Genomic DNA, 18109 nt, shown 5'->3' on the forward strand with positions numbered 1-18109 from the left:
AATCCACAATGAAAACATAGATTCGCCTTTTTTTTATTTTGAAATAAAAAAGAGGACGAATTTCATCATTTCGCCCTCATAATGTTTATAATTTTTCATGATCATCTTTTTGAAGTGAACGTAAATGCTCTTCCATTTTACGATTATTTCGTTTCTCCACATACTTTCCACCAACCCACATTAGGACAATGATGAGAACAACGACGACTGATTTCCAAGGTTTTGTAATTAGGGATTGTAAGTCAGCTCCAATCCAACTAATAACTAAAATCATAATGAATTTTGCACACATAATCGTAATAAGATAACTTTTTTTCTTTAAATTCGAAAGTCCTGCTACCACATTGACGATGGCAGAAGGTGTAAATGGAAAACAAAGTAAAATGAATAATGGCATGAACCCTTGAATTTCTACCCACTGAATTAATTTTTTTACACCTGTTCGGTCCGTAACAAAACGAAAATATTGACTGTGACCAAATTTACGAATTAATAAAAAGACGCAGTAAGAACCCAGTACGGCTCCTCCCCATGAAAATAAAAAGCCTAACCACAAACCATAAGCAGTAGCATTTGCAACAACGAATGCAGCTAGTGGCAAAAATGGTAAAAATGCTTCTATAAATGGTAATAAAATTGCACCGAATGTTCCAATAACGCGATGTTGTTCAGCTAATTGCTGAAATTGATCAATGCTCAACCAATCTGGCACAGTTGTTACCCCCTCTAAAACATACAACTCATTACTTAGTATACGATGTAACTAAGTAGAAAGTTTCTGACAAGCTATTGTTAATAAAATAAGGTGAAACGCATAAATTAGCGCTTCACCTCATACGTTTACTGTACGAGTAGTAAACCAATACGGAAATGATCGTGATGGAACACGATATGTTGACGTAGTCGAACTTCTCCGTCTGTATCTAATACTTCAATTTTACATTGCGCTGCGTTTTGTTGAAGTGCACGATATAACTCTTCTTCTGAATGCACAGATTCCCCGTTCACTTTACGAATCGTTTCACCAATTTGTAACCCCATCGCCTCAGCAGGTGAATTCGGTAAAATGGCAGCAATGACAACCCCTTCATTCTGTGGTGTCACTGCAAACTTGCCTTTTCGTTCACTTAATCCGTAAATAAATGAAATGAGGATACGCCCAATGATTGCTACAAGAACACTTGCTAATCCTAAAATTGGATAGAAATAAGAGACAATCCCTTCAACGAACACTAAAGCTCCTAGTAAAACAATGGTACGACCCATTTGTGGATAGAAGTACATCGGTAACATCTTACGTGCACGCTGTTGAAAACCAATGACGATAGGAAATAGAATAAACCCATAATTTTCACCGCCTAATGAAAAGACAGGCCAGTAGGACACAAAGCTTGTGATTGTATCTCCTGGAATGACAAGGAAAACTGGAAGAATCCACAATCTTTTTGAAAGGAATGTAACGGCCTTTAAGCCGCGAGCAGTTCGTTGTAATCGTGGTGAAGCCAAGTCTGCCCCGTACTTTTGCACAAGCATACCTTCAGCAATTAGTAGAATCCCTATTAATAAAGGGATACTTGAGAGCATACTTAACTTAAAATCACTTGCATTAATTGTAAAACCAAATAATGTGAAGCCCCAGTTTTGTGTAAATGTTACCCATAGAACTAAGAATGCAATTCCGAATGGATATACGACAGATGCTAGTTGATAATAAAAGCTCACGACGAAAAGAATCGATAACACGGTTACTAGCATGATATATTCCATCGGTAAGACAATCCCAACTAATAAACTAAATAGGGATACACAGAAAGCCGCAAGCCAGCCTTCACGTAATAAACGAATCGTTTCAGATAGTCCCCAATGAATACGAATTTTAAAAGATTGACGTTCACGAATGACACGACGATAACCTAATAAAACGGTGAAGATGATGGTTATATAAAGTAAGGGGTTCATAAATAGACGTAAAACGCCTTTTAATAATTCGACAATAATGTCCCAAAACACAGTTGTTCCCACCTCTAAAAGATTTATTTATACCCCATTATATTAAGAAATGGTAGCTTATCATAATTGTACCAAAAGGCTGTTTTAATGAGTAGCATATTCTATTACATATCGACTATTTTTACCCTTTTCATACAAAGTAAAACAAGAGCTAACATAAAATAAGACTTCAGCAACAGTTTGCTAAAGCCTTAAAAGGTATTGAATTAATCTAATGACTTTACAACATCAGCAAGCTGCTGTTCATTCACTAAATTTAATTTTTGTTGAATAACTCCCTTTGTATTCACAAAGAATGATGTAGGGAAGTTTAATACATCGTATTTTTTAATAATTTCACCGCGTGGGTCAATCACAACAGGATACGTCATATTATATTTGTCAATAAACTTCTCAACATCCGTACTCTTACGTTCAGTACTCATCGCATTGACAGATAAAATGACAAAATTCTCATCTTTCGCATGCTCATTATAGTATGTAACCATGTGCGGCGTTTCAGCTTTACAAGGTGGACACCATGTCGCCCAGAAATTAATCATAACTTTCTTACCTTTAAAATCCGATAACGAAACTTCTTCACCTTCTAATGTTCGAAGCGTAAAATCAGGTGCTTTTTGCCCGATTGCAATACCAGGAATATCTTCTGGTTTTTTTCCATTAACGACTGTTGTTTTTTGTTCTTTTGGTTCTGTATTTTTTTGAATAATTGTTGTAACCGCAATGCCAATTAGCACAATTACTAAAACAAAACTTGCAATTCTTTGCCACTTCACGAAAGTTCGCTCCTTTTCATTTTAAACTGATACCATGCTGCATAGACAATAAATGTTAGGATCATCCATAGTTTAGGTTGTTGAAAACCGAGTGGTTCAACTAATAGTGTAAACAATAAATAAATAAGTGTCATACGTAACGCAAAACGATCTATTTTTTCAAAAGAACGTTGCCACAAGATTAAAATAAGAATAACCAAGTTAAAGAAAGCCATCAAAATGGTTAACCACAGTACACCATCATTTAAAAGTGCATACAAAAATTGAGAGCTACTATACATACTAAGCCAATAGAAACTCTGTTGTTGAATCGTATCTTTTTCGCTTTTCACCCGTAAGACACTATAGATGAACAAAATGATAGCTGCCAACGCAATACCAAATGTTCCACCATCAAAATAAATAATCGAAAGTGGGTAATTCATAACTTCTTGCCAATTCGTTAAAACATAACTAAATTTCCAAACTAATATAAAAAGAACAAAATAATTTAAAAATGAATCAATCCATTTTCTACGTTTTAAAATAAAGAGAAAAAGAATCGTTATACTCATTGCGCCTAAAACTGCGAGCGATGTTGCAGGTAATGATAGATTGAATATGGTGTACCACATATTATTTTGCATGGACATCCTCCTATACCCATTACGGTATAATATTCTTATATGAAATACAACTAAAAAAGCCGAGTTTGAAGTGATTTTCTCTCTCTTCAAACTCGGCTTCAATTCAATTCTCTCCTCTTGAATTGAATTATAGTGAAATATATTGCAGTGGGTTTACAGCACCCGTTGCTTGATTCACCCAAGAACCAATATGAATTTCAAAGTGAACATGAGGTCCTGTTGAACGTCCTGTTGAACCAATGTAACCAATGACTTCACCTTTTTTAACTGTTTTACCAACTGATGTACCAAAACGACTCATATGTGCATAAAGTGATGTGTATGTTTGACCATTAATATTATGTGTAATCATCACGACATTACCATATGTAGATAAGGGACTTGCTCGGAATACAACACCGTCTGCTGCTGCTACGATTGGTGTTCCTTCACTATTCGCAATATCAATACCATAGTGATATTCTGCTCCTGCACCAATGTCACGTCCTGCAAAACCTGAAGTGAATCGACCTTGTGCTGGTTTCATCCAAGTACCCGATGAAGATGTTGGCACAGATCCTACGCTTGCACTTGATGAAGAGCTACTTGAACTTGAACTTGAATTGGATGTTGTTGAAATCGCTGCACTAGCTTTTTTCGCTGCTGCTGCCTCAGCCATTTTACGTGCTTTTTCAGCTGCTTTACGCTGCTCTGCTTCGATTTTCTTTTGTACTTTCGAGCTGACACTTGCAACTTCTGAATAATGATTTTCTAATCCTTTACGCTCTTTATTCAGTTTTGCTTGTTTACGTTCCATTTGTGCTAAAGCTGATTTTTTCTTATCTTGTTGTTTTTTCAAGTTTGCTTTTAAGTCTTCTAATTCTTTTTTACGATCTTCTTGTTCAGCAAGTTTTTCTTTTACTTGATTTTGTTGTTCTTCTACTTTTGCCTGGTCAGCTTTTTGTTCTTCTACAATACGTTCATCCGCATTGACAATTTCATTTACTGCTGAGACGCGGTCGATAAAATCAGAAAAGCTATTAGAACCTAAAAGAACATCGATATAGCCAACTTGTCCACCTGTTTCTTGCATTGCGCGTGCACGTTCTTTTAAGATTTCATTACGCTCATCAATTTTCTTTTGAAGTGCTTCAATTGATTTTTGTAATTTTTCAATCTCGTACTTTGTCTGTGCAATCTTTTGCTCTACACCTTCGATTTTGTTATCTGTCTCTTGAATTTTCACTGTGATTTTCGAAACTTCTTTTGCAGACTTCTCAATTTCAGCTTGGGCTTTTGCAATTTTTTCTTTTTTAGCTTGAAGTTCTTTGCTGATTTTACTTTTCTTTTGATCCAACGCATTTTTCTCTTTTTTCAAATCACTAACAGATTCAGCACTCGCGCTCATAGTAGGTACTAAGAGCGTCGTTGCAAGTGCTGCTGCGATTACTTTATTTTTTTGTAACACAACAAAATCCTCCTATACTTTTAAAAACTTTCGAACAGACATAAAACTGCCGACTACACCAATTAATACACCCATGACAAATAGAATGATATCAACTTCCAAAATGAACGGCATGACATCTAAAATTTGAACAACACTGCTTTCAAGTTTTGGCGCAAGCGAACTATGCACAATGCTATAAAGCGTTGTGACACCGATAATTGGCAGAATTGAACCGATTGCTCCTAACCACATACCTTCTAAAATAAATGGCACACGAACAAATGAATTCGTTGCTCCAACCAATTTCATAATTTCGATTTCGCGACGACGTGCTGTAATCGTAATTTTAATTGTATTAGAAATTAAGAATGTCGCTGTTAATAACAACGCAATAATTAATACAATGCCTACTTTTTGACTAATATTTAATACATTAAATAATTTTTCAATTTTATCTTTACCATACTTCACTGTGTCGACAGCTGGATTTTTCTCAATCTCTTTTGCAACTTTTTCTGTTTGTTCAGGATCATCTGCCTTCACATACAGTACATTATGAAGTGGATTTTCTTGTTTAAATAGTGAAACATCATTACCAAAATCTTTGACTAATTTATCAAGCTCTTGTTTCTTCGACGAATACTTTACAGATTCTACACCTGGCATTTTTTCTACCTGTTGCTGTAATTCTGCTTCTGATGTTTCGTTTGCACTTAAATCAATTAATACTTTAATTTCAACATCATTCTTAATATCTGTAGACATCTTATTCAAGTTCATCATGATTGTTAAAAATACACCAACTAATAGTAGTGTTACTGTTACAGCACTAATCGATGCAAAACTCATCCAACGATTTCGTGCCATCGAGATGAAACTCTCTTTAAAATGACGCTTTATTGTATTAAAATTCATAACCGTAGTCACCCCCACGTTCATCTCGAACAATTTGTCCGTTTTCAATGGCGATTACTCGTTTACGCATTGTATTTACAATATCTTTGTTATGTGTAGCCATAATAATCGTTGTTCCTCTAGCATTAATCTCATCAAATAAACGCATAATTTCCCATGATGTTTCAGGATCTAAGTTACCTGTAGGCTCATCTGCAATCACGACTTTAGGTGAGTTAACGATAGAACGTGCAATTGCCACACGTTGTTGTTCCCCACCTGATAGTTCATCCGGGAACATTTTTACTTTTTTCGTTAAACCAACTAATTTTAAAACATCCATTACACGTTTTTTTATTTCTTGTGGATCTTTTTCAATTACTTCTAAAGCAAATGCAATATTTTCATATACATTTTTACGAGGTAATAATTTAAAATCTTGGAAAACAACACCCATATTACGACGCAAAAACGGAATTTCTCTATCTTTTAAAGTTGTAAGGTCTGTTCCGTTTACTTTGATTTCACCTGAAGTTGCTTTTTCTTCTCGATACATCATTTTGATGAATGTCGACTTACCAGCACCACTCGGTCCAACAATATAAACAAACTCACCTTGCTTAATTTGTATGTTCAGTCCCTTAACAGCTACTACACTATTCGGGTACTTCTTTACAACATTTTTCATTTCGATCATGTTCGTACCACCTATTATTATAAATTGTAGTTCGTTTCTCTTTGTGACTACTGAATTTGAGCACATAGGTATCTAAGAACTCAACTGCACTTCAATAGTATATCATCTAAAAATCATTTCTCTATTACAGTTCCATTTCAATTTACTCCTCGTTTGTAATACTTCGTCGAATTTCATCCATTCTACAGAAAAACAGGCTTTTTTTCACACAACTACTAGTATCTATTTTACTAAAATAATAGGGAATAAGTGACAAAAAAATAAATTTTATACGTTTTTTGTACTCTTTTTTTCAAAGAACAGACATTTTTTGTTTTTTTATCACAAATTTATTCATAGAAAACATGTCATCTCCTTTTTTAGCATTCACAACGAAAAACTGGAACCGCACTACAGCGCGATTCCAGTTTTTATGCTCATATGAGAAAGTGTTTTACAGTTATTTTCGTATATCCGAAACAACACTTTGTTTCAGCATCATCTATTTATACAGTATAACGAACAATGACAGAGCCTGTTTGTGTTTCGCCATCAATCGTTAATTGTTGTGCGTCAGGTACAACTTTACGGAAACGAACAGACTTATTGAACATTTGATTATCTTCACGTAAGAATTCAACATCTCCCAAAACAACATCCATCTTACCAAATGTAGAAGATAATTCACCGATTAAAGATACGCTTTCAGGAACATATAGCTCGATTGTTCCTGCTGCTGTATTGGCTTTAATGCGTTCTGTTTGTTGTGATTTCGATGTAACCACAACGTGTCCGTTTAGTGATTTCGCTTCAATCGAACGTAATGAACCATCAATATATACACGTCCATTCATCGTCTCTGCTTCAACTTCACGTCCTGCAACATCGCGAATATCAATGCTTCCGTTCGCTGATTCAACATCAACTGAATCGAATGTGATATCCGAAATATGAATCGAACCATTTTTCGTTTCTACATTGACTTGATCCGCATTAATGCTGTGTAATGTAAAACCACCATTGAATAGATTAGCACGAATACGACGATAATCGCCTTTCGGTACGTACATGATGACATCTGTTTTCAGCATTTTCGCTGTGTTATGAATGCGTAATGTTCCTGCATCGTTTCCACAGTTAAACTGCTTTTTAATTTCTTCATTTGATAAATCTTTTTGAGCGCCCACTCGGAATAATGGTGTAGCTGATACTTCTAAATAAGCCGAACCATCTACAGAATCACGAATGGTTAATTGACCGTTTGGCATATCCACACTGATGTTATCAAATAATGTATTTTCAATCGGTTCAATCCAACTAAATTTATTGTTTCCTGATGTCATCGAAGAGAAGTCAATATCGCGTACTTTATTGACTGCTGCACCAATAAAGTCCATGAATTTTGTACCGAATTCATTAAAATCACGCTTTATATCATTAATAAACTCATCTTCTTTTTTCGATTTTTCATCTTCCTGTGTACGCTTGTATGCTTGTTCTTCTTTTGGTTGCTCTTGTTCATGTGTTGATTGTTTAACTTCTTCTTTTTTTGGCGCTTCTTCAGACTTCGCACCTTTTTGATCCAACTTCTCTAGTAATGTAATTGCCTCTTGTGCGCTAATGGTGCCGTTCTCAACTAACTGTAAAATTCGCTTACGTTCATCTTGCATTGTTGTGGCCTCCTTATGCTTTAATACTTACTAATACGTTTGAATCAGACTGAAGGTTTCATTTTCCTGTTGCTTCTTGTAAATCTTTTTCCAAGCGTTTACGGTCACGCTCTAAGATTGGTAGTAGGTACTTCCCTGTATAGGAACCCTTCACCTTCGCTACTTCTTCTGGTGTACCTGTCGCAATGATTTGTCCACCACGATCTCCACCTTCTGGACCTAAATCAATAATATGATCCACCGTCTTGATAACATCTAAATTATGTTCAATAACAAGTACGGTATTACCACCGTCTACTAAACGCTGTAAAACTTTTAAAAGGCGTGCGATATCATCGACATGCAGTCCAGTTGTTGGTTCATCTAAAATATAAATTGATTTACCTGTTGAGCGCTTGTGTAGCTCTGAAGCCAACTTCACACGCTGCGCTTCACCGCCAGAAAGAGTTGTTGCAGGTTGCCCCATCTTCACATAGCCTAGACCTACATCGACAAGTGTTTGAAGTTTACGTGCGATTTTCGGAATGTTTTGGAAGAATTCCAGACCATCTTCAACTGTCATCTCCAACACGTCTGAAATCGAGCGGTCTTTATACTTCACTTCTAACGTTTCACGGTTATAACGTTTACCATGACATACTTCGCATGGTACATATACGTCTGGTAAGAAGTGCATCTCGATTTTAATAATCCCATCACCACGACAAGCTTCACAGCGTCCGCCTTTTACGTTAAAACTGAAGCGCCCTTTTTTATAACCACGTACTTTCGCTTCGTTCGTCGCTGCATAAACATCACGAATATCATCAAATACGCCCGTATACGTTGCTGGGTTTGAACGAGGTGTTCGTCCAATTGGTGATTGGTCAATGTCGATAATTTTCTCGATTTGTTCCATTCCTTCAACTGCTTTCACTGCACCTGGCTTTGCTTTTGCTCGATTAATTTTTTGTGCTAATGCTTTATACAAAATTTCATTAATCAATGTACTCTTACCCGAACCCGATACACCTGTAACCGCTGTGAAGACGCCAAGTGGAATATCAACTGAAACATTTTTTAAATTATTTTCTGAAGCTTTTTGAATCGTAATCATGCGTCCATCGTTTTGACGTCGTTCTACAGGTACAGGGATATATTTTTTGCCGCTTAAATATTGACCCGTTAATGATTTTTCATTTGCCATGACTTCTTTTGGCGTACCAGCAGCGATAATTTCGCCACCATGAACACCTGCTCCCGGACCAACATCAATTAAATAATCTGCCGCAAGCATTGTATCTTCATCATGCTCTACAACGATTAATGTATTTCCTAAATCACGCATACTTTGTAATGTTTCAATTAAGCGATCATTATCGCGTTGATGTAAACCAATAGATGGCTCATCTAGAATATAAAGGACACCTGTTAAGCGTGAACCGATTTGTGTTGCTAGACGAATACGCTGTGCTTCACCGCCTGAAAGTGAACCAGAAGCACGATTTAGCGTTAAGTAATCCAACCCTACATTATCTAAGAAAGAGAGACGTTCTGAAATTTCTCGAAGAACGAGCTTCGCAATTTTCATATCTTTTTCACTCAATTGTAGTTCTTGGAAGAAGGCAAGTGCTTCTTTAATTGAAAAAGTAGTGATTTCACCAATATGTTTATGGTCAACTTTTACTGCAAGTGATTCTGGTTTTAAACGATAGCCTTTACATGACGGACAGTTCGACTGCGCCATATATTTTTCCATTTGATCGCGTACATAGTCTGACGAAGTATCTTTAAAACGGCGTTCTACATTGCGTAATACACCTTCAAATTCAATCTCTTGTTCACGCGTTTTTCCAAACTCATTTGTGTAACTGAAGAAGATTTTTTCATCCCCTGAACCTTTTAAAATGATATCTAATTGCTCTTTTGATAAGTCTTTCATTGGTGTATCCATATCAATATTGAAATGATCACAAACGGTTTTTAACAGCGTTGGATAGTACTGTGAACTCGTTGGAATCCACGGCTCAATTGCGCCTTCATTCAATGTTAAATCGCGATTTGGAATAACCGCATCTACATCGACTTCTAACTTTGTTCCTAAACCATCACATGTTGGACAAGCACCGAACGGGTTATTAAACGAGAACATACGTGGTTCTAATTCGTCGACTGAGAAGCCACAGATTGGACATGCAAAATGTTCACTGAATAAAAGTTCTTCATGTTCCATTACATCGACCATTGCACGACCTTCAGCAAGGCGTAATGCTGTTTCGAGAGAATCACTTAGACGTGCTTCCACACCTTCTTTTAATACGACGCGGTCAATCACTGCCTCGATTGAATGTTTTTTGTTCTTTTCTAATGTTAAATCATCATCTAAATCACGAATTTCACCGTCAATACGCACACGCACATAACCTTGTTTTTTCAAGTCTTCTAGTAATTTGACATGTGTACCTTTTCGTCCAGAAACGATTGGAGATAGAATTTGCATCTTTGTACGTTCAGGATATTGCTTTAAACGATCGACCATTTGCTCAATAGTTTGCGATGCAATCTCAATGCCATGATTTGGACAGATTGGCTTACCAACACGTGCATATAAAAGACGCATGTAGTCGTAAATCTCTGTCACCGTCGCTACTGTTGAACGTGGATTTTTACTTGTTGTTTTTTGGTCGATGGAAATCGCTGGTGATAAACCTTCGATTAAATCTACATCAGGTTTATCCATTTGTCCTAAAAATTGACGTGCATAAGCAGAAAGAGACTCGACATAACGTCGTTGTCCTTCTGCATAGATTGTATCGAATGCGAGTGAAGATTTACCTGAACCCGATAACCCTGTCATGACAACGAGTTGGTCGCGCGGAATTGCCACATCGATATTTTTTAAATTATTTGCGCGTGCGCCCTGTACAATAATTTCAGTATTCTTCAAAATGGTCTCACCCTTCTGCTTTCAGTTCTAAAATCGTATCACGTAGTTCTGCTGCACGTTCAAAGTCGAGTGCTTTCGCCGCTTCTTTCATTTCGACTTCTAGTAATTCAATGAGTGATATACGTTCGTTCTTCGTTAATTTCTTACCTTCTGTCACCTTTGAAATATACGCTTCTGGCTCTTCCGCCGCTGTTGTTGCACGAATCACATCGCGAATTTCTTTACGAATCGTTTGTGGTACAATGCCATGTTTTTCGTTATAGGCAAGCTGAATGGTACGACGACGTTCCGTTTCATCGATGGCTTTTTGCATCGAATCGGTCATACGGTCTGCGTACATGATGACATGCCCGTTCGCATTACGTGCCGCACGTCCAATTGTTTGAACAAGTGAACGTTCTGAACGTAAGAATCCTTCTTTATCAGCATCTAAAATCGCAACAAGCGAGACTTCTGGGATATCTAAACCTTCTCGTAATAAGTTAATTCCGACAAGAACATCAAATACACCCATACGCAATTCACGAATAATCTCGATTCGCTCCAACGTTTTAATTTCAGAGTGTAGATAGTTTACTTTAATGCCCATCTCTTTTAAATAATCTGTTAAATCTTCGGACATTTTCTTCGTAAGTGTCGTAATTAATACACGCTCATTTTTCGCAATCCGCATTTGAATTTCATCAATTAAATCATCAATTTGTCCTTCAATTGGACGCACTTCGATGACTGGGTCAACCAATCCTGTTGGGCGAATAATTTGTTCTACCATTTCAGGTGTATGTTCTAATTCATATGGTCCTGGTGTTGCTGAAACGAAAATTGCATTATGAATATGTTTTTCAAACTCCTCAAATGTTAATGGACGGTTATCAAGCGCTGAGGGTAAACGGAAACCGTGATCTACTAACACACCTTTACGTGCTTGGTCACCATTATACATCCCGCGAATTTGCGGCAATGTTACGTGACTTTCATCTACTACAAGTAAGAAATCTTCTGGTAAATAGTCGAGCAGCGTATAAGGTGTTGCACCTGCTTCACGAAGCGTTAAATGGCGTGAATAGTTTTCGATTCCTGATGTAAAGCCCATCTCACGCATCATCTCTAAATCATAATTAGTACGCTGTTCTAAGCGCTGCGCTTCAAGTAACTTTCCTTCTTCACGAAGCACTTCTAAGCGTTCTTTTAATTCTGCTTCGATATTTTCAATCGCTACTTTCATTTTTTCTTCTCGTGTAACGAAGTGGGATGCTGGGAAGATCGCAACATGTTCACGGTCACCTAATACTTCACCTGTTAATGCATCCACCTCTCGAATACGGTCAATTTCGTCACCGAAAAATTCAACACGAAGACAATGCTCATCACGCGATGCTGGGAAAATTTCGACTACATCGCCGCGCACACGAAAAGTACCGCGAATGAAGTTTAAATCATTGCGATCATATTGAATATCTACTAATTTACGCAGTAATTGATTGCGCTCAATCTCCATGCCTGTACGAAGCGATACGACCATCTCTTCGTATTCTTCCGGATTACCTAAACCATAAATACATGATACAGAAGCGATGATAATTACATCTTGTCTTTCAAAAAGAGCCGAAGTAGCAGAGTGACGTAATTTATCAATTTCATCATTAATACTCGCATCTTTTTCAATGAATGTATCCGTCTGTGGTACATAGGCTTCTGGTTGATAATAGTCGTAGTAACTAACGAAGTATTCAACCGCGTTATTTGGGAAAAACTCTTTAAATTCACTATATAATTGTCCTGCTAATGTTTTATTATGTGCAATAACAAGTGTTGGTTTTTTCACTTCTTGAATCACATTTGAAATCGTAAACGTTTTACCTGTACCTGTTGCACCAAGTAATGTTTGATGTTTTTTCCCTGCTTTAACACCCTCCACTAATTCTGCAATCGCTTGTGGCTGGTCACCACCTGGTTGATAGGGCGCTTGTAAATCAAAATCATGTGACATGCGGCTGCCTCCTCATTTTCTCATTCTTCTATTTTAACATATCTCAAACCCTTTTACGAACATACGTTTCTTAATTGGAACAAAAATAAGATTTCTATTAAGTTACCCCTAATAGAAATCCTATGTCATCATTTATTCTTCATCAATCAAAGTGTCTTGTAATTGAATTAATTCTTTTGTAAATCGTTTAAAGGCTTCTTTATCTCTTTCGTCTAACGCGACATCAATTGCTTCACGAAGTAAGCGAATTTGTTGGTCTGCTAGAAGATGTTGTAAAAACATATCCATGTACAAATCGTTCAATAAGTCTTGACCTTGTAACCCTTGACTAAGTGGCTGTTCATTGTTTGGAGAGTTCTGCTGTGAGTAACGATATTCCATCTTCATCACCTCGAATACCTTTTTGCTATTATATGCGAAAAAGATTCAAGAAAGCAACTAAAAGAAACTATTTATTTCAAAATTATCTGACTTTATAGAAATAGCCCGTTTTCTAAAAACGCCACTTTTGTCTAAATACCATTGCTTATGGCTACAAAATCACATATAATCATTTTAATAAATTCCATTAATTGGTTTTTGTTAAACAAAAGAAAAAGGAGTGTCAAATATGATAAAAGATCGTCTACCTGTTATTCTTTTAGAAGATTTTCGATTTAATGATGCAATCCAAGTTCTTGAACCAGTCATTTCTAAAAACAATCAACAACGATTTACATATGTACTTGAAAAACAACGTGAATATCTCATTCAATCTTCTATTAAACGCGTCATTCGAAAATGTTGTTTTCTTTTTGGAACATCATTAGACGAAGCATTGCGTTTTTCTCGCACGATTACTAAAGCTACAAATAAACTTCCTATCGTACTTGGAACAACTGAACAACCTTATATTTTAATTCCTACCCTTTCTCCTGATCGTCCCTACACCATGTGGCTCGCACATCATGCTATTTTAAATTGCGATGTAAATTCTAAAGTGGACTGCGTTGTTCATTTAGATAATCAAATCCGTCCATTCTTTAAAACAAATGTCTCAACCGCTACATTACAAACACAACTTACACGTGCGATGTTTTTAAAAAGAAATTATCGTTTATTAAAAGATTTAATGCCTGAACCGATTTCTGAAAATCATGTGGTATTCATCGATTCCAATAACTTAAAACGATTAGACTAAAAAATAAAGAATCGCCGATAGACATCAGGATTCTTTATCTCTCATTTATTAAATTAACGAACGTAAATATGCATTGATGAATAAATCTAAATCGCCGTCCATTACTGCTTGTACATTGCCTGTCTCAGCATTTGTACGGTGATCTTTTACCATTGAATACGGGTGGAATACATATGAACGAATTTGGCTACTCCAACCAATTTCCTTTTGCTCACCACGAATTTCATCTACTTCTGCCTGTTGTTCTTCAACTTTTAATTGATACAATTTTGCTTGAAGCATGTTCATCGCTTTTTCTCGGTTTTTAATCTGTGAACGTTCAGCCTGACATGTTACGACAATTCCAGTCGGTAAATGCGTAATACGAATCGCTGAGTCTGTCGTATTAATATGCTGACCACCAGCACCTGTTGCGCGGTACGTGTCCACTTTTAAGTCTTCTTGACGTACTTCAACTGCAATTTCATTATTGAATTCTGGAATCACGTCACATGAAACGAACGATGTATGGCGACGACCAGCTGAATCGAATGGTGAAATACGCACTAAACGATGTACACCCTTTTCAGCTTTTAAATACCCATATGCATTATGTCCTTGAATCGATAATGTAACGGATTTAATTCCCGCTTCATCACCCGGTAGATAATCAAGTGTTTTCACTTTGAAGCCGTGTTTTTCTGCCCAACGTGTATACATACGTAGCAGCATTTCGCCCCAATCTTGTGATTCCGTACCGCCAGCACCTGGATGTAATTCTAAAATGGCATTATTCGCATCATATGGACCACTTAATAATAATTGCAGTTCATAATCGGCTACGCTCTTTTTAAATGTTGCGAGTTCTTCTTCCAAACCTTCATGCAAATCATCGTCTGGCTCTTCTTTTAAAAGCTCTAACGTCATTTCAAGATTTTCTTGTTCCTCTACAAGACGATGAAATTCATTGACGATTTCTTTTAACCCCTTAGATTCCGCAATGATTTCTTGCGCTGCATTTTGGTCATTCCAAAAATTCGGGTCAAGCATCATTTCATCTGTCTCTTGAATACGTGCCTCTTTGTTCTCTAAGTCAAAGAGACCCCCTAAAATCATTTATTTTCTTCGCTGTGTCATCTAGTGCATTTCGTACTTCTGATAATTCAATCATACATATTCCTCCAAGTAATTTTGATATTTATAACAGAAAAGAGGTTAGCCACAGAATAGGCCAACCTCTCTTTTTCTGATTTATTCAGTCGCACCGTGGCAGTTTTTATATTTTTTACCGCTGCCGCAAGGACATAAGTCATTACGACCGATTTCTTTTTCTTTACGGATTGGACGTTTTTTCTTCGGTTTTGAACCTTCTTCTTTCGGGTTCACCGCTTGTCCTTTTGCTACTTCTTCACGCTCTAAGTTCGAACGAATTTCCGCTTTCATTGCGAAACGGGCAACTTCAGAACGAATTGCTGCAACCATTTCTTCAAACATACGGAAACCTTCTTGCTCGTACTCACGTAATGGATCGATTTGTGCATAGGCACGCAGATGAATCCCTTGACGTAATTGATCCATTGCATCAATATGGTCAATCCATTTTGAATCGATTGCACGAAGTAAGATAACTTTTTCGAACTCACGCATACGTTCTTCAGATAGCTCAGCTTCTTTTTCATCGTATGCAGCTTTAATTTTTTCGCGTAACATCTCAATGATTGCTTCAGGCTCTTTATGCTCAAAGTCTGCAACACGCACTTCACCTTCTGGTAATAGTGTGCTACCAACATACGCTTCTAAACCTTGTAAATTCCATTCAGAAGGTGTATCACCTTGTGTATATGTTGCTACAGCAGTTGTTAATTCTTCATCAATCATTGACTCAACTAATTCACGCATATTATCTGTTTCTAGAACTTCATAACGCTCTTTGTAGATGATTTCACGTTGTTTACGTAATACATCATCATATTGTAGAAGACGTTTACGTGCATCAAAGTTATTACCTTCTACACGTTTTTGCGCTGATTCTACAGCTCTCGATACCATTTTCGATTGGATTGGTTGCGTATCATCCATACCTAAACGTGTCATCATCGCTTTCATACTGTCTGAACCAAAACGCTTCATCAATTCATCTTCTAATGATAGATAGAATTGTGTCGCACCCGGGTCACCTTGACGACCCGCACGACCACGTAACTGGTTATCAATACGACGTGATTCATGACGTTCTGTACCGATTACAGCAAGACCGCCTAATTCAAGAACGCCCTCACCTAATTTAATATCCGTACCACGACCAGCCATGTTTGTCGCGATTGTTACAGAACCCTTATGACCTGCTTCTGCAATAATCTCTGCTTCAAATTCATGGTTTTTCGCATTTAAAATCTTATGTGGGATTTTTAATTTTGTTAAAAGTTGTGATAATAATTCAGACGTCTCAATTGCTACTGTACCAATCAATACAGGTTGACCATTTTTATGACGTTCTGCGATATCTTGTGCAACTGCGTTAAATTTCCCTTGCATTGTTGCATAGATTAAATCTGCATGGTCTTCACGTACAATTGGACGGTTCGTTGGAATCACAATAACATCCATGTTATAAATGTTACGGAATTCCTCTTCCTCAGTTTTTGCTGTACCTGTCATACCTGATAACTTTTGATACATACGGAAGTAGTTTTGGAATGTAATTGTCGCCATCGTCATCGATTCATTTTGAATCTCAACGCCCTCTTTTGCTTCAATTGCTTGATGAAGCCCTTCTGAATAACGACGACCATTCATAATACGACCTGTAAAGCCATCAACGATCATCACTTCGCCGTCTTGTACAACGTAATCAACGTCTAAGTGCATCGCAACGTGCGCACGTAACGATTGGTTAATCGCATGGTTTAAGCCAACATGTGTTAAATCAAATAGGTTTTCAATATTGAAAGCACGCTCAGCTTTTTCAATCCCTTGTTCTGTTAGCGTTACACCTTTTGATTCAATATCATAGTTATAATCTTCATCTTTTTTCAGCATACGTACAAACGCATTTGATTGTTTGTATAGTGCAGCTGATTGGTTTGCTTGACCTGAGATAATTAATGGTGTTCTCGCTTCATCAATTAAGATGGAATCGACCTCATCAATTACAGCAAAGTGTAATGGACGTTGTACGCGTTCTTCTTTATAAAGCACCATATTATCACGTAAGTAGTCAAACCCAAGTTCGTTATTTGTACTATATGTGATGTCACATGCATAAGCAGCACGTTTTTCTTCTTTTGATAAGCTGTTTAAGTTTAAACCTACCGTTAAACCTAAAAATTCATAAAGAGGACGGTTAATCTCAGCATCACGACTTGATAAATATTCGTTGACTGTTACGACGTGTACACCTTTACCAGTTAGGGCATTCAAATAAACAGGTAATGTACCTGTTAATGTTTTACCTTCACCTGTTTTCATTTCTGCAATGTTACCACCATGTAATGCAGCACCACCCATTACCTGTACGCGGTAAGGGAACATTCCAAGTACACGCTTCGCAGCTTCACGTACAACCGCAAAAGCTTCTGGTTGAATTTGATCAAGTGTTTCACCATTATTTAAGCGCTCACGAAATTCCGTTGTCTTTTGTTGTAATTGTTCATCCGTTAATGCTTCCATCTCTTTTGAATACGAATCAACCGCGTCTGCAATCTTCTCGATTTTTTTCAGTTCACGTTTATTCGGATCAAAAACTTTATTAAATATGCCAAGCATTTCATTTCACATCCTATATAGTCTTATATTTCATTTTATCATTTTTAAAGTTCTTAGTGCAAACGAACGATATATTTATTTCTCTCATACGAGTTACTTGGTTTATTTTTTTGAATCGATTATTTCATTCGACTTAGAAATAGCCTAAATTTTTACTTTCACACGGCTTTTTGATTATATCATTAAAA

General features: G+C 36.8%; 14 protein-coding genes. 1 reads left to right on the forward strand and 13 read right to left on the reverse strand.

The genetic code is table 11. From position 1 onward, the window contains the following. Positions 1-85 precede the first annotated feature (85 nt). From ACKVQX_RS02670 to ACKVQX_RS02720, 11 genes are all read right to left on the reverse strand, one after another. The gene (locus tag ACKVQX_RS02670) at positions 86-712 is read right to left on the reverse strand and encodes a TVP38/TMEM64 family protein (protein WP_068455492.1); all 627 of its coding nucleotides are present in this window, start codon (positions 710-712) and stop codon (positions 86-88) included. A gap of 128 nt (positions 713-840) precedes the next feature. Beyond that, on the reverse strand, positions 841-2010 hold the full coding sequence (locus tag ACKVQX_RS02675) for a PDZ domain-containing protein (protein ID WP_368634239.1): 1170 nt from the start codon (positions 2008-2010) through the stop codon (positions 841-843). A 206-nt stretch (positions 2011-2216) separates the two neighbouring features. Beyond that, positions 2217-2786 (reverse strand): peroxiredoxin family protein, encoded by a 570-nt coding sequence (locus ACKVQX_RS02680; RefSeq protein WP_409135986.1) that lies wholly within the window; start codon positions 2784-2786, stop codon positions 2217-2219. Beyond that, entirely contained in the window at positions 2783-3412 is a 630-nt protein-coding gene (locus ACKVQX_RS02685) for a hypothetical protein (protein ID WP_325922702.1), read from the reverse strand. Before ACKVQX_RS02685 ends, ACKVQX_RS02680 begins: the two co-directional genes overlap by 4 nt. Before the next feature lie 127 nt (positions 3413-3539). After that, a complete protein-coding gene (locus ACKVQX_RS02690; RefSeq protein ID WP_409135987.1) occupies positions 3540-4859 on the reverse strand; it encodes a murein hydrolase activator EnvC family protein in 1320 nt (439 codons plus the stop codon). 12 nt (positions 4860-4871) lie between these two features. After that, the gene (gene ftsX, locus ACKVQX_RS02695; protein WP_409135988.1) at positions 4872-5756 is read right to left on the reverse strand and encodes a permease-like cell division protein FtsX; all 885 of its coding nucleotides are present in this window, start codon (positions 5754-5756) and stop codon (positions 4872-4874) included. Further along, positions 5746-6432 (reverse strand): cell division ATP-binding protein FtsE, encoded by a 687-nt coding sequence (ftsE, locus tag ACKVQX_RS02700; RefSeq protein WP_409135989.1) that lies wholly within the window; start codon positions 6430-6432, stop codon positions 5746-5748. Before ftsE ends, ftsX begins: the two co-directional genes overlap by 11 nt. A gap of 485 nt (positions 6433-6917) precedes the next feature. Then, a complete protein-coding gene (locus ACKVQX_RS02705) occupies positions 6918-8081 on the reverse strand; it encodes a DUF4097 family beta strand repeat-containing protein (RefSeq protein WP_409135990.1) in 1164 nt (387 codons plus the stop codon). Positions 8082-8139: 58 nt separating this feature from the next. Then, complete coding sequence (uvrA, locus tag ACKVQX_RS02710; protein ID WP_409135991.1) at positions 8140-11007, reverse strand: excinuclease ABC subunit UvrA; 2868 nt, start codon at positions 11005-11007, stop codon at positions 8140-8142. 7 nt (positions 11008-11014) lie between these two features. Next, positions 11015-12997, reverse strand: a complete 1983-nt coding sequence (gene uvrB, locus ACKVQX_RS02715; RefSeq protein WP_068455517.1) for an excinuclease ABC subunit UvrB — start codon at positions 12995-12997, stop codon at positions 11015-11017. Positions 12998-13129: 132 nt separating this feature from the next. Continuing rightward, on the reverse strand, positions 13130-13378 hold the full coding sequence (locus tag ACKVQX_RS02720) for an IDEAL domain-containing protein (protein WP_068455520.1): 249 nt from the start codon (positions 13376-13378) through the stop codon (positions 13130-13132). 229 nt (positions 13379-13607) lie between these two features. On the opposite strand from ACKVQX_RS02720, the gene ACKVQX_RS02725 reads away from it, so the two are divergent. Next, positions 13608-14177, forward strand: a complete 570-nt coding sequence (locus ACKVQX_RS02725) for a competence protein ComK (protein WP_068455523.1) — start codon at positions 13608-13610, stop codon at positions 14175-14177. Between the two features lie 48 nt (positions 14178-14225). Here ACKVQX_RS02725 and prfB read toward each other — a convergent pair. Continuing rightward, positions 14226-15324 (reverse strand): peptide chain release factor 2 gene (gene prfB, locus ACKVQX_RS02730; RefSeq protein ID WP_141274250.1). Its coding sequence is split into 2 segments (ribosomal slippage): positions 14226-15260 and positions 15262-15324, totalling 1098 coding nucleotides; the frame shifts between segments, so codons are not numbered across the junction. An 83-nt stretch (positions 15325-15407) separates the two neighbouring features. Then, positions 15408-17921 (reverse strand): preprotein translocase subunit SecA, encoded by a 2514-nt coding sequence (gene secA / locus ACKVQX_RS02735; RefSeq protein ID WP_068455526.1) that lies wholly within the window; start codon positions 17919-17921, stop codon positions 15408-15410. Positions 17922-18109: the final 188 nt, after the last annotated feature.

The organism is Kurthia sp. ISK08 (assembly GCF_046159805.1).
GTDB classification, from domain to species: Bacteria; Bacillota; Bacilli; order Bacillales_A; family Planococcaceae; genus Kurthia; species Kurthia gibsonii.

Coding starts and splice junctions, on each gene's coding strand:
- ACKVQX_RS02685 (WP_325922702.1), bottom strand. CDS start 3,412: ATGCAAAATAATATGTGGTACACCATATTCAATCTATCATTACCTGCA.
- ACKVQX_RS02725 (WP_068455523.1), top strand. CDS start 13,608: ATGATAAAAGATCGTCTACCTGTTATTCTTTTAGAAGATTTTCGATTT.
- uvrB (WP_068455517.1), bottom strand. CDS start 12,997: ATGTCACATGATTTTGATTTACAAGCGCCCTATCAACCAGGTGGTGAC.
- ftsE (WP_409135989.1), bottom strand. CDS start 6,432: ATGATCGAAATGAAAAATGTTGTAAAGAAGTACCCGAATAGTGTAGTA.
- ftsX (WP_409135988.1), bottom strand. CDS start 5,756: ATGAATTTTAATACAATAAAGCGTCATTTTAAAGAGAGTTTCATCTCG.
- ACKVQX_RS02720 (WP_068455520.1), bottom strand. CDS start 13,378: ATGGAATATCGTTACTCACAGCAGAACTCTCCAAACAATGAACAGCCA.
- ACKVQX_RS02705 (WP_409135990.1), bottom strand. CDS start 8,081: ATGCAAGATGAACGTAAGCGAATTTTACAGTTAGTTGAGAACGGCACC.
- secA (WP_068455526.1), bottom strand. CDS start 17,921: ATGCTTGGCATATTTAATAAAGTTTTTGATCCGAATAAACGTGAACTG.